This is a genomic window from Psychrobacillus sp. NPDC093180 (assembly GCF_044754065.1).
In the GTDB taxonomy this organism is placed as follows: Bacteria; Bacillota; Bacilli; order Bacillales_A; family Planococcaceae; genus Psychrobacillus.
This window is the reverse complement of record NZ_JBIVOJ010000007.1, coordinates 50,746-63,649: the sequence shown is the minus strand read 5'-3', so window position 1 is coordinate 63,649 and position 12,904 is coordinate 50,746. Positions and strand designations below refer to the sequence as shown.

Genomic DNA, 12,904 nt, shown 5'->3' with positions numbered 1-12,904 from the left:
TCTCTCTTCATTTTTTTGGGATAAAGGGGTGCGAAGCATTGAATTACGATACGAGTGATGTAGTAGTAAAAATGAAAAAGCTACAACATCAAACGAGAACATACTTAGATGAAATAAAAAAATTAGTAGGTGAGCTTGATAGCCCTAGCAAACCGAATATCATAAGCTATTTTACTTTTTCATTGGATATATCACATACTCCTTCAGAGGAAAGCCTATGCCTTGGGTCTTACCATGTGATGAATATAGGGAATAAACCGATAACAAATCCTTATTTATGTATCAAAATTTCAAAGGAATCCCCTTTTTCATTCTCAGGGAAGTACGTTTATGAAGATTTTAAGCAGTCATTAAAAGGTCCAGGAGGATGGCAACGCATAAATGAAAAAACAAATAAAGAGGAGTTTTGGCTGAAACCTTTAGGTAAATCATCCATCGAGCCAAATGAAGTCCTTTCGTTCTCCAATTTCCAGATTACATGGTCAGCTGAAAAATCTTATGGAGGCAGTGTGATGGGGTTTGCATATAGCGACCAACTAACAGATGGTATAGCTGCAATTAATCCCATAAGTTTGAATGGAACTATTATTAAACAGGGGGATGAAAATGAGTGACCTAACTGGAAATGAACAGGAAATATTATTAAAAAATCTGATGCGACGATTGATGAAGGACCAACTGGACGAGCTAAAAGAAGAAAAAAAAAGAAGCAACAATAGCTTTCTCTTTTTAGAAAACAATACATTAAATATGCTCCTTACTTATCTGGTGATGAACCACTCTAATCGAAAGGATGTAGAAGTGGTGGACGATAACAGTAGGTTTTCTCAAGTAAAAATTCTCGAGGAACTTGACCATATTATTGTAGATAACCGACAGCAATTTGAAGAAGTCATCACTATATTAAAAGAAAAGTTATAATTTTTCTTTCTTATCGAACATTTGTGATGGGAGGTAATGGTATGAACAGTGAAGACATCCAAAGTAACGATACCAAACAACTTCAACAAACGATTATTTACTTAAAAGCAGAACTAGCTAAATCGACCGAACGACTAAAAAAGTATGATGAGACACCTAATTATGTGTTAATAGAAAAACTGGAGCAAGAAATCTTCCAATTATCAAACGATAAAAATGACTTATCTAATGAACTGTATAAATTACAGGAAGAAATGGAAAAGCAGAGTCTGGATCATAAAGAACGAATATATTTATATGACATGCAAAGAAAAACAGCGACGACCACTATTAACCACCTGGAGAAAACAGCCACTGATTTAAGACAAATGAACAAACAGTTGACCGAGGTTATTAAAGTGCTAAAAGATGGTTTCACTACCGATAAATATAGGGCACAAAAATATGACAAACAAGTCTCTTCTCTTCATCAAAAAATAGCAGAATATAAACCGACCATGGAACAGCTAGAATATACGCTTGTTCATCTCGTGGAAGAAGCAAACAAACAAGTATCTTCCAAAATTGAAAAATTGGATACCACCTTCCATGACTATACACAGTCCCAACAAGACAAACAGCAATTAATGAATGAAATAGAAAAGAAAAATGTGACTATCGAAAACCTCCAACAGGAACTATTGAATGTAAAAAAGCTGAACCAAAAGCAAGATTTTCAAGCAGTTACAGAGGAACACTCTCTGCCAGCTAAAGCTCCTGAATCATTTGTACAATTAGAGCATCAAATAAAAGAAGTAATAGGAAAATCACTAGACTACGAAGAAAAATTAGATGCCAAGTTGATCATCATTAATGATCTAGAACATAAATTAAACCAGCTTGCTACAGAAATCGACACCAGAACAAACCCTCGACTCTAATATTCAAAAACATTGGACTAAAAGAGGACTGATCTTAAAAGCCATTACTAATGGCCATTGAGATCAGTCCTTTTCCCCTTACCTGTGACAAATTATTTTACTTTCTTGTAACGATTCATTTGTTGTGATAAAAACAGGAAAACTCCTACTAAGACAAGCAATCCACCTACAATTTGCCAGCCTACAAGGCGTTCGCCTAAAAAAATTGCTGCAAGTATTGTTGCACCTACTGGCTCTCCTAAGATACTCATCGAAATAGTGGTGGCATTTACATAGTTTAACAACCAGTTATTAATGACATGGGAAATTGTTGGCACGATTGCAAGTAAAACAAAAATTCCCCATTCTTTTGCGTCATATCCTCCCATCGCTACACTTGTTGCGAAGTTATAGACAACCAATGCAATTGCCGCGAACCCAAAAACACAAAAACTATAAATCCAGTGAGATACTTTTTTTACTGCATTTTGTCCGATTAACAAGTATCCAACAACCGCGATAACACTTAAAAAGGAAAGAATGTCCCCTATAATTGCGCTTTTACTTAAACCGAAATCGCCCCAACCGACCATTACTGCTCCTACAACAGCAATACCCATTGTCATTAAAGCTGCGGAGGTCGTTCTTTCTTTATATAAAAATGCTCCACCTATTAATGCGACGATTGGTTGCAAGGCCAGGATAATTGTCGAACTTGCAACCGTTGTTAACTTTAATGAACCAAACCAAAGTGCAAAATGAAGCGCTAAAAATAAACCAGCAAAAAATAATAAGAACCATTCTTTTCTTGCTATCTTTTGAAACTCTTGTCTTTTAAACCAAACAACTGGAACTAATAACAAGCATGCCAAGATCATCCGATACATACTTAAAATAGTTGCAGGTGCAGAAGACCATTTCACAAAAATTGCAGCAAATGATATCGCAACAATAGAAATGATTAATGGTAACACAATGGACTTTGATGTATTTCCTTCTTTCAAATCTCTACCCCGTTCTTTCAAATTTCGTATTTATATTCGTTTTACACACATATAAATATACTGTAAACGGGTTGGAATAGGAAACAGAAATTACTTAAAATGTTCCCGCTTCCATTTTCTATATTTGTCCCTAATACCTTTTCCACTTGTCGAGACAAGCAAAGTTGTTGATAATGCTATCCCTGACAGCGCAGTAACGAGGGTAATCCACTCAAAGAAGGTATAATTGAACACGCTAGACCAATTAAAGTCTTCTTTCCAATCCTCTATTACTAAATTCATCCCATAAATCCCGGAAACAACCGTGTATACTGTTAAGATAAACAATAGCATATTTTGCCGTTTATCCGCTTGCTTTTCTTGTGCACGATATAAATCATCCACAGTTCTCTTTACTTCTACAAAAAGAGGCTTTAAATAAAAAGCTTCACGCAGCATGTTTGTAAGTTCTTTTCCTTCTGAACGGACTGATATTTCTTCAAAGTAATAATGCGAATCAAATTTAGAAATAAGCTCAATTAACTCTTCTACATATTGTTTGTCTTTTTCCCAGCTTATCTCACTATGTTCAAAAGACAACCTCAATAACATAATTTTATAATAAAAATGAAGCAATAAATTATAATAATGAATGCTCATAAACTGTGCTATCTCTTTCTTTAATGATTCTTTACTTTTTACTGAAATAGTCGTTTGAGTATGTAATGAAGTAATCGTATATGTATTCGGTGCCCATCTATCATGTATCCGCTCCTCTACATAACGGTTAATATATTCTGGATTAGTGCTAGATATAAATTCATTTCCTTCAGGATCCCTTCCATCCAATTGACCCATTCGGAATAATTGATCGTTCGTAATAAGTTGGTCTCCAGCAGCTATTAAAAAGGCTTGTGAAAGCATACGCTCATCCTCGAAAAACGGTAAGCTTCCATAATATCCTTCCATTTTTTTGTTTTTCACTATAAACGATTTTAAAAAAGGACATAGATAATCGAAAATAAGTTCACTCGTTGTTGTGTATGTTTTATTTTGCTGATAAATCTTTGTTCCTCTTTCTTCTTCCAGTTTAGGCTCTAAAACACGAAAATGGCTCATAAAGTCCAGCACGTTTGTTAAGCTTTCAGGCTCTTTTATCTTTTCTGTTCGAATCGTAATAATTCCAATGCCAAAAGGACATAGTATTATATCCAAACTATTTACAGTAAACTTGAATTCGTTATTATTTCCTTTTAAAGCAAACGATTCTTTTATTTCTCTCGAGTATCGCAGAAAACCTCTTTCGTTAACAGATTGTGGAAATAATTTATCTTCAATAAAAGGTAAAAAGAATTGATCTAATTCTTGATGGTTTATTTGAATACCTTTCCCATAATATAGGTCTTGTAGCTCATAGTTGTCTAAATCGAATAACTTAAAATCGTGTTTCTTCAACTGTTCCATTAATTTTTCTCTTTCCTTCTCACGAAACGAAAAGGGAAATAAATAATTCATGAAAGCATCTTTTATTTCCAAATGTTGAATACTTTCCATTTTATAGATGACCTCCACAAAATAATATTAGTTCTTTATACCACTAAGGCTCAAACTTCAAACAAAAATACAGTCCTTCCTATTATTCTTGGGAAGGACTGAACTTTAAATTATTTGATGTTGTTTTGATTGTTTTGGTTATTACGATTGCTATTGCGATTATTTTGGTTATTCTTATTTTTTTCGTTGCGCTTTTGGTTGTCTAAATTATCGAAGTTGAAATCCTCTCCGAACTCAAGATTATTGTTTTGATTGTTATTTTGTTTGTTATTGTTGTTATTGCGGTTGTTGTTGTTTGCCACTACTGCTCACCTCCTTGACCATATTAGATTGGTCCTTTTAGAGGGAAATATACTTTTTATTTAACTATTTTCTTTTACCATTTTTCTCTTTTTTTACAGAGGGTTTTACTTCTTTTTCTTTAGTTTCTCTGGATATTTCATCTACATCCACTTCTTCTGCGAACTCAGTTTGCAGATTTGTTCGTTGGTAATAACCTGTTTTTTCCTCGGGATTCGTAATTTGGGGTTCAAAAATATGACTTTCCATATATCGATGTAAAAATAATTCCCCCATCATCAGAATAAGGGCAGATATAAACGAAGCCGTTCCCAAAGCAATTCTTTCATCAAATATGCTGGAGCCCAGGACCCATACTACCACCATTGCAAGGACGAAATCAGTTATCGATGCAAGCACATTACCAATTCGCGGCAAAACAAACAAATCACCTAAAAAGCCTACAACGGTTAACACTATGCTTGTTATTAATATATCCGTAAAGTTAACTTTATAGAATAACCCTAAAATAACCCATAAAACCGCAGTAGTTACTACAAGTTTCATTAAAAATGCTTTAATATGCAACTTGCTCGCCACACCTTTCCTCCATTGTTTACTTGTTGTTACTAATCGAAGTTTCGTTCTCATTTTTCCCATTTTCACTAGTCATTTTTCTGGCAAACCATTCATTTAACTCGTTATAACTCATACCCGAATTTGCATTGAGTCTTTTTACTTCTTCAATGTCCGTCCCAACGACCGTAAACTTTGCCTGCTTCTTTTCCATTTAAAACATGTCCTTTCTAATTTTTCTGTAGTTGTAGATTAGCTGCCTTCACCTTAGATCGAGTGCTTCTATACCACTGATAGCAGAGGATACAGACTAATCCTACTTCTATAGTATCCCCACCATAATACATAATCATCCCACCCAATTCAGCCTGTGCCGTGGATATACCATCAGGTGGATGTGCATAAAGATACTTGGACAATATGGAATGCGCCGCTAAAGCCATTAATAGTACAACCGAACGATAAATAAAGGATTTTCGTTGAGGTGTGGGATCAATATAAATGATGGATATAGTGAAAAGATAACCTGCTAAGAAAATGTGTATGTGGATGAATGCATAAAGTACGACATTTTCATGCATCATGGGAAATAGCTCAGTTGTGTAAAGTAACCATAAAGCTCCCACGTTTACAAGTGCAGTAAAGATAGGATTATGAAGGATACTAATTGGTCCACTACTTAAAATATAAGAAAGCCGTCTCGCCGAGTGAACAGGAAGGGTACGTAAGATAAGTGTCATAGGAGCACCTAATGCCATGAGAAGTGGAGCAAGCATGCCAAGCAACAAATGACCTATCATATGTGCAGAAAAATCTTCATGAGAACGATCCGCTATTGGTCCAATGACCGATAAAGATGCACAAACCACACCAATTATCCATAAAACTACACGATAAAACGGCCACTGTTTTTTCTTTCTATTAGAAATACTTACCGACAGTAAATAACCTATTAAACCTAAAACAAAAGGTGTTACTAATAGGATTTGGACAAGGTCACTGATTTCATTAGAATGATTATGGGTATGCATATGTCCAACTCCCTCCAATCAACGTCGTGTTCGATTCAGTAAAATAAGACCTATAACAATCATAATAACAGCTGAAATATTCCATATTAAATCATATGGAACAATGTTGACATTATAGCGGATTTGATGGAGCCCCATTAGTTTATGCTGGATAATACCATCATAAAGTTGAAATACTCCGGCCCCCAACAATATGCCTCCAATCCATCTCTTTAGCCAGAATGCATGCCGCCGGTGAAGGTCCGCCAACATAAACGACGATCCAATCGTCGCAAAAAAGCTAAAAGCATGGAATAGACCATCCGAAACCAGTCCAATATCCTTTGTAGAACTATCATAAAAATGGTGCCAATGCAGTAACTGATGAAATACAACTTCATCGATAAAAGCTATTAATCCAAAACCAAATAAAATACCTGTCCACATATTTTGTTTTGCATAGATCAATTGATTATTCCTCTTATTAGTCATAGGCACCTCTTTAATAATGAATTTTCTTGTAGTTTCCCCTAGTGATTTAAACTTAAACTCCGTTTTAAAAGAAAAAAGTGAGAGAAAATGTATTTCCCTCACTTTTACTTATTATAGACTTCCTTTGTATGTTAGTTCTTTAACAGACATATGGTCCATTTTTCCTTCTAAAATAGATTCAACATCGGCAAGTGTTTGGGACATGGACACTGCTTTTCCTCCTTGGCCGGTGAATGCTTCCGCCACAAAGAATGGTTGTGAGAAATAGGCTTCTAAACGCTCTCCTTTTTCATACGTCTCTAGTTCAGTATCTGGAATTTTATTAATCCCATGTACAACTACAATAGAGCGCAATTCACGATAACGACGTAGAAGCTTTTGCGCACGTTGCCTTAAATTAAAATGACGTTCATCTAAATCGACACCTTCAATAATAGAAGATGTGGAATAGATAGGATGGATAGCTGGATAAAGATGACGAGTTGCAAGATCCGCATCCAATTGCCAAACAGTTTCCAAAGGACCATAAGGCATATCTTCATCTACCACTTCACCAGAAAGGTCTAATAAAATGGTTGTGACGTTATGAATTCTTTCTGTAACCAATCTTTCTTGTAGATCTAAAAGCTCTCCAGATACTATATAACTCTTATCCGAAATAAATATAATATCCCCCGATAGCTCTGCTAATTTTGCAAATGCTTCATCAACGGAGACCACAATAATGTCTGCTAACTCTGTAGTACCATCTAACTCACTATGCTCAGTAGTTGGCAATAAGAAAACAGTGGTGTAATCACTTTCTTTAAAACGATGCATCAATTCCGCAAGAATGACAAGTTGCCCCATTCCTGGTCGAGCCACTAATCCTGTAGTACCCCCTTTTACTAGTGGTGCAAAGAAGTCCAATGCTTTAATTTGCGTCTCAATCATCTTTAATTTCTCCCCCCGTATGATTAATTCATCCACCGTACAGTTAGCGAGCGTCGCGAGACCTACAAGAGTCTTTACCTCTGCTTTACCTAAATCAATTTTTCCTGTACACAGATTGGATACTGTTGCAGGTCGAATCCCAATCGATTTTGCAGCAGTCGTTAAATTAGGTACTTTTCTTCTTAATAAAGCTACGTTTAACCGAATTTCATCCATTTTCTCCCCTCCTCGTTACTTTTAATAGTAAATTATTTTACTTTAAGAAGCAACACTTTTTCTTTTAAAAGTAATTTTTTTACGCTAAAATGATTAAAATAAGCAACAGGTTCATCTCCAATCAAATGGAAGATGAACCTGTTGCTTGAAATTATTAGCACTAAATTGTATGTCTTTATTCCCAAAACCCATTATTCTTCAAGTAGGATTTTATAATAATAAATGGTGGCTTGAAATTCGCCAGATACCGCTTTCACATAGTTAGGTATCTTTCCAACCTCAATATAACCTAATGAAGCATAGAGATTATTAGAAGGATCTCCCTCTCTTGTATCTAGTATTAATAACGATCTTTCCTCTCTCATTGCCCTCTCTTCTGCACTTTTCATCAATAAGCGAGCTATCCCATTTCGTCGATAATTAGGATGAGTCATTAGTTTAGCAATCTCCGCTCTATGTACACCATTTTGTTTTGCACATCGATGCAACTGAACACTTCCAACGATTCGATTATTTCTTTTTGCTACAAATAGTATTACTTCTGGATTTAATACTTCTTCCCAATAGTTCATCGCATCTGCTAAAGCTACCGGTGGTAAAAAGCCAATCGACGCTCCATCTTCAACTACTTGAATGAGAAGCTCCGATAATTCTTCCATATGATCTTCTGTAGATATTAATTGCTCTATTATCACTTCATTCCCCACCGTAATCACCTCAAATTAATACATTTCCTTCTATTAAATTTATTCGACATAACGTTCCTTTCTTCCTTTTATAATAAACAACTCCTCATCCAATAAGATGAGGAGTTCTCTTTAAATAATTTGATCAATTATCCCGTATTTCATTGCTTCTTCAGCTGTCATAAAATAATCCCTGTCAGAATCAGTTGCAATTTTCTCGATTGTCTGTCCTGTTCTATCTGAAAAAATACGATTAATCCTTTCCTTCATCAAGAGAATTCGCCTAGCGCTAATTTCAATATCACTAGCTTGCCCTTGTGCGCCTCCAAGTGGCTGATGTATCATAATTTCACTATTCGGCAAGGCAAAACGTTTTCCTTTTGTACCTGCTACAAGTATCGTAGCTCCAAAAGATGCTGCTAATCCAGTGCAAATCGTGCGTACATCCGGCTTAATGATTTGCATTGTATCATAAATTGCAAATCCAGCACTTACTGATCCACCAGGGCTGTTAATATATAAAGAAATATCTTTTTCCGGATCCTCTGCCTCTAAAAACAGCAGTTGCGCTACAATATTATTCGCAACTACATCATTTATTTCTGACCCTAAAAAAATAATCCGGTCTTTTAATAATCGTGAATAAATATCATAAGAACGCTCCCCGCGACTTGTTTGCTCTACAACATACGGAATAAGATTAGACATTCAAAATCCCCTTTCTATGCTACAGTCGAAAATTCCTTTTGCTTCAACCAAGCTATTTGCGCTAATAATGCAGATAACTCTAATTGATAAAATGGAACGAAAAGGATTCCCCCATTTTTCTTTGGAATTGAGATAAGCACATAAGGAGTACTGCCACTCGCAAAAGTATGAGCGATTGGGGATGAATGGATACTGTACTGATCGCTTCTAGCATACATAGATGGTTCTTGTATTTCTTTTTGATATAGCCGTAGGACAGCATTTGAATTTTGATTACTTAAAGCAGTTACATATGGCCATAAGTTATCTTCATCCAATTCGTAGGAATAGTCATGTATATTCACTTGTTTTAACTTTTTTCGCGCACGATGGAGGACTGCTTTTATAGATCCTTCACTATCAGAAAGCAAGCTTGCAGTTTCTTTAATCGTGTAATCGAATCCTAATACGAATAAAACTACCGCTCTTTGTTTAGCCGACAATTCGTTTAACAATACCATAATCGCCGGAAAAACTGACTCCATTTTAGGTCCATTTTCTTGTGCAAATTGAGATAAATCTTGCCCCATGTCTTCCTCTATTTTTCGTTTACGGTGTTTATCAATCCATGTATTAGAAGCAATGCGGAACAAATATGCCTTCGCTATTTGCTTTGGGTTTTTCATCCAGCTTTCAAAGGCCTTCGCTAAGGTCTCCTGCATTAAATCTTCCCCGTCCCACTTAGTTCTCGTTAGGGAAAAGCAATACTTTTTCAAATCGTGCATATAAGGCATAATTGCCATCTCAAATTCCTTTGTTTCGTCAATGGGAGTTTTTTCAACAAGCGGCCGCATGTTTTCCCCTCCTCCAAATTTGTCTTTCACTTATATAAACGAAAAAATTTATTGAAAAGGTACGGGTAAGGAAAAAGAAATATACTTTCTTTATTATTCTCGGTACATATCGTGTGTCGGTTGAAACAAGTCCTCTTCCGCTGCCCTTACCATTGAAAAATGATCCACATTATAATGACCGTGCAATACTTTGTTATGATGATTGATAATTTGTTCAGCAGCTAAAACAGGGCTATCCGTTGTCGAATGTCCATCCTCCACTAATGTGACGTCCAGATAATTCACTGTTGCAGTTCTTACAGCAGTATCAATGCAATGTTCTGTTTTACATCCCATTATAACCACATGTTTAACCTCGTTTACCTCCAAGAAACGTTTCAAATCGGTTCCGTAAAATGAATTCGTTGCTGCTTTATCAAATATTTCATATGAGGAGGGGATTTTGATATCGCCATGTATTTGAAAGCCTTCCCCTTCTCCTTCTGCAACATCTGTATCTCTCACGAAGATTACTAAAGCTTGCGATGCTAGCGCTTTTTCTATTACTAAGTTAATATTCGCAATTAATTGTTCTTTCTTAAAAACGCTTTTTTCTTCTTGATTTCCTTCAATCAATTCCTGTTGAGCATCAATGATCAATAAAGCTTGTTTCAATAAAAACACTCCTTTTCATTTTCAACTAATTTAGCTATTTATGACTATATCTGCGTTTTGGATAGGATTTGCTTCTTTGAAATAATAATCTTCTCCTGCCCAATATCTTCGTTCATATTTTTTCAATCGTTCATTTATGCTTCCAATATAAGCATCTCTTCGTAAAACTCGCTCACTTCTAACATGCTTTGGACAATCCAAATAAATCATATAATCAAAGAAGCCTTTCCACTCCTTTCGCTGAAGAAAGATCCCTTCTATCAATAGAACGTTACATTGCTCTATAGTTATGCTTTTCATATAGCATCGATCGTTTTCTTTATCGTAATACTTTAAATGAAGCTCGTTTAACTTTCCGTGCACTGCTAACAAAAGTTTTTCTTTTATCTCTTGCGCATCCCATTGAAGAAAGTAGTATTCATACCATTCAGGATGACCCGTGTTATATCTCTTTGCACGCTCTTCGATTAAATCATCGATATGGATCACCACGATCTTTTGACCTTCAAAAGTGAGCTCTTTTGTAAGGGTTTGCGTTATCGTCGTTTTACCCGCTCCACTTAATCCATCAATACCTATAATGTATGGTCGATTAAGCTCATTTAAACGTTTCATTCTTTCCATTATTTCAGTTGTTATATGCATAGCTAATTCCCATTTCTTTATTGAGTTGATTCATCGCTAGGTTCCAAGCAGTTAATGGAAATGCTATAACTCCTAATATATCTCTTAAAACAGTTGTAGTTTCCATCTGATATTCCTTCCTTAGTTAGAATTTACTCCAAAGTGCTTTTGTATAAGCTAATTTGAGCCCAACCCGTTCCATATTTCGATGACTAGCACTTCCAAAAGCAGCCTCACTCGTGATATTTTTTGCTCCTTTTTCAAACGCATCCTGAATCCGTTTTTGGATTAACGTCGATTGCACACCTCTCCCCCGATATTCTGGCAATGTTGCCGCCGCGGCCAGTGTAGCTATTTCCTCTTGGACAAATAACACTGCAACCCCGACCGGTATTCCCTTCACATACGCTACATAAAATTGCCATCCCGCCACGTCAAAAAGAACTTCATTATTTTGCTTTATATCATTTTGTATAAAGGAAGGAAGACCGAAACCATTCACGTAGATAGAAGCAAATAAATCGAAATCATCTCGCTTTAAATGGCAGACCTCTATATCAGGTTGACAGATCTGACCTTTTTCCTCCTCACTTCCTCCATTAAAGGATGCGTGGAAACCAGAATGATAATATCCTTTATCGGTTAGTGCTCTGAATAATGACTCTGAACTATTCATCGGTGTTATTTCAAAGCGAAAGTTAATGGCATGCTTTTCATAAAAAGCAATTATTTCCTCTAAGTATGGAATGTCATCTTCACTTAAACCTCTAACTGTATTAAATGCTGGTCCTGGGATATTTTTCACAGCAAAAGCGCTTGTTTGTCCTTTAACTAATTGATGCACTCCCATCGGATTGCCCTCTATTGCTTGTATTGCAGAGAGCCTTGACTGTAAAGTTTGAATTTCTGCTTTCTCTATGATGGATAAATCCATTCAAATTCCCCCTATAAATATGTAAAATCAATTGCCTTTTGGGTAGAGTCAATTAGTGACTGATCGCCTTTTATTAATCTTATTTGCATGGCTTTCCGAAAATAATCTGCCGCTAAACTTGTTTGTCCTAATTCTAATAAACATTTTCCTTTATGCTGGAAGGCAAAGTCTAAAAAGGTGGTATTATTAACACATAATTCAATCGCTTCATCAAACTTGTTGAGCGCTTGTTCGTGTTGCCCATCATATTTCAATGCTTCTCCTAAACGAATGACATTATTTATTTGTTTGCTTTCCCCTAAAGTAATCGCTATTTGCAGACTTTCAATCGCCAAATTTGTTTTTCCAACTATTCTATACAGATTTCCTATATTGCCATATAAAAAGATTTTCTCTGAATTTAACTCTACCGCTCTTGCTGTCAGTGAATCTATTCTGTCCTCAAACTTCTTTATAACTTCTCTTAATAAATTCTCATTCGAACATTTATCACGTAGATAATGATTATTATCAAAATAGATGCATTCATTGAGTTTTATTAAATCTAATTTTAGCTCTTCCACATTTATCTTTCTTCACCTCATACCGATGTAGTTTTTATT

General features: G+C 35.6%; 19 protein-coding genes. 3 read left to right on the top strand and 16 right to left on the bottom strand.

Annotated features, from left to right (window positions below):
* Positions 1–38: 38 nt before the first annotated feature.
* The 3 genes from ACIP9W_RS11775 to ACIP9W_RS11765 are packed head-to-tail and all read left to right on the top strand — an operon-like array spanning position 39 to position 1,841.
* Complete coding sequence (locus ACIP9W_RS11775) at positions 39–614, top strand: hypothetical protein (RefSeq protein WP_400789498.1); 576 nt, start codon at positions 39–41, stop codon at positions 612–614.
* A complete protein-coding gene (locus tag ACIP9W_RS11770; protein WP_400789496.1) occupies positions 607–921 on the top strand; it encodes a hypothetical protein in 315 nt (104 codons plus the stop codon). Before ACIP9W_RS11775 ends, ACIP9W_RS11770 begins: the two co-directional genes overlap by 8 nt.
* A gap of 41 nt (positions 922–962) precedes the next feature.
* Entirely contained in the window at positions 963–1,841 is an 879-nt protein-coding gene (locus ACIP9W_RS11765; RefSeq protein ID WP_400789494.1) for a hypothetical protein, read from the top strand.
* Positions 1,842–1,933: 92 nt separating this feature from the next.
* Here the strand turns inward: ACIP9W_RS11765 and ACIP9W_RS11760 are convergent, their stop codons facing one another.
* The 16 genes from ACIP9W_RS11760 to ACIP9W_RS11685 form a co-directional block, all read right to left on the bottom strand.
* Positions 1,934–2,824 (bottom strand): DMT family transporter, encoded by an 891-nt coding sequence (locus ACIP9W_RS11760; protein WP_400789491.1) that lies wholly within the window; start codon positions 2,822–2,824, stop codon positions 1,934–1,936.
* Between the two features lie 90 nt (positions 2,825–2,914).
* A complete protein-coding gene (locus ACIP9W_RS11755) occupies positions 2,915–4,357 on the bottom strand; it encodes a magnesium transporter CorA family protein (protein WP_400789489.1) in 1,443 nt (480 codons plus the stop codon).
* Positions 4,358–4,467: 110 nt separating this feature from the next.
* Positions 4,468–4,659 carry a hypothetical protein gene (locus tag ACIP9W_RS11750; protein ID WP_400789487.1) on the bottom strand — a complete coding sequence of 64 codons (192 nt, stop codon included), beginning with the start codon at positions 4,657–4,659 and terminating at the stop codon, positions 4,468–4,470.
* Between the two features lie 64 nt (positions 4,660–4,723).
* Positions 4,724–5,236, bottom strand: coding sequence for a YndM family protein (locus tag ACIP9W_RS11745; RefSeq protein ID WP_400789485.1), 513 nt, complete (start codon positions 5,234–5,236; stop codon positions 4,724–4,726).
* Between the two features lie 16 nt (positions 5,237–5,252).
* A complete protein-coding gene (locus tag ACIP9W_RS11740; RefSeq protein WP_400789483.1) occupies positions 5,253–5,426 on the bottom strand; it encodes a hypothetical protein in 174 nt (57 codons plus the stop codon).
* A 16-nt stretch (positions 5,427–5,442) separates the two neighbouring features.
* On the bottom strand, positions 5,443–6,243 hold the full coding sequence (locus ACIP9W_RS11735) for a cytochrome c oxidase assembly protein (RefSeq protein ID WP_400789481.1): 801 nt from the start codon (positions 6,241–6,243) through the stop codon (positions 5,443–5,445).
* Positions 6,244–6,261: 18 nt separating this feature from the next.
* Positions 6,262–6,714, bottom strand: a complete 453-nt coding sequence (locus ACIP9W_RS11730) for a DUF2243 domain-containing protein (protein ID WP_400789480.1) — start codon at positions 6,712–6,714, stop codon at positions 6,262–6,264.
* A 111-nt stretch (positions 6,715–6,825) separates the two neighbouring features.
* The gene (locus tag ACIP9W_RS11725; RefSeq protein WP_400789479.1) at positions 6,826–7,863 is read right to left on the bottom strand and encodes an ATP synthase beta subunit C-terminal domain-containing protein; all 1,038 of its coding nucleotides are present in this window, start codon (positions 7,861–7,863) and stop codon (positions 6,826–6,828) included.
* Positions 7,864–8,054: 191 nt separating this feature from the next.
* The gene (locus tag ACIP9W_RS11720; RefSeq protein WP_400789962.1) at positions 8,055–8,522 is read right to left on the bottom strand and encodes a GNAT family N-acetyltransferase; all 468 of its coding nucleotides are present in this window, start codon (positions 8,520–8,522) and stop codon (positions 8,055–8,057) included.
* A gap of 159 nt (positions 8,523–8,681) precedes the next feature.
* Positions 8,682–9,257: an ATP-dependent Clp endopeptidase proteolytic subunit ClpP gene (clpP, locus tag ACIP9W_RS11715; protein ID WP_400789477.1), complete on the bottom strand. Its 576-nt coding sequence runs from the start codon at positions 9,255–9,257 to the stop codon at positions 8,682–8,684.
* Positions 9,258–9,271: 14 nt separating this feature from the next.
* Positions 9,272–10,090 (bottom strand): RNA polymerase sigma factor, encoded by an 819-nt coding sequence (locus ACIP9W_RS11710; RefSeq protein WP_400789475.1) that lies wholly within the window; start codon positions 10,088–10,090, stop codon positions 9,272–9,274.
* 93 nt (positions 10,091–10,183) lie between these two features.
* The gene (locus tag ACIP9W_RS11705; protein ID WP_400789473.1) at positions 10,184–10,744 is read right to left on the bottom strand and encodes an isochorismatase family protein; all 561 of its coding nucleotides are present in this window, start codon (positions 10,742–10,744) and stop codon (positions 10,184–10,186) included.
* A 30-nt stretch (positions 10,745–10,774) separates the two neighbouring features.
* Positions 10,775–11,389, bottom strand: coding sequence for a kinase (locus ACIP9W_RS11700; protein WP_400789471.1), 615 nt, complete (start codon positions 11,387–11,389; stop codon positions 10,775–10,777).
* Positions 11,373–11,495, bottom strand: coding sequence for a hypothetical protein (locus tag ACIP9W_RS11695; RefSeq protein ID WP_400789468.1), 123 nt, complete (start codon positions 11,493–11,495; stop codon positions 11,373–11,375). Before ACIP9W_RS11695 ends, ACIP9W_RS11700 begins: the two co-directional genes overlap by 17 nt.
* 18 nt (positions 11,496–11,513) lie before the next feature.
* The gene (locus ACIP9W_RS11690) at positions 11,514–12,302 is read right to left on the bottom strand and encodes a GNAT family N-acetyltransferase (protein ID WP_400789466.1); all 789 of its coding nucleotides are present in this window, start codon (positions 12,300–12,302) and stop codon (positions 11,514–11,516) included.
* A gap of 11 nt (positions 12,303–12,313) precedes the next feature.
* On the bottom strand, positions 12,314–12,865 hold the full coding sequence (locus ACIP9W_RS11685; RefSeq protein WP_400789464.1) for a hypothetical protein: 552 nt from the start codon (positions 12,863–12,865) through the stop codon (positions 12,314–12,316).
* Positions 12,866–12,904: the final 39 nt, after the last annotated feature.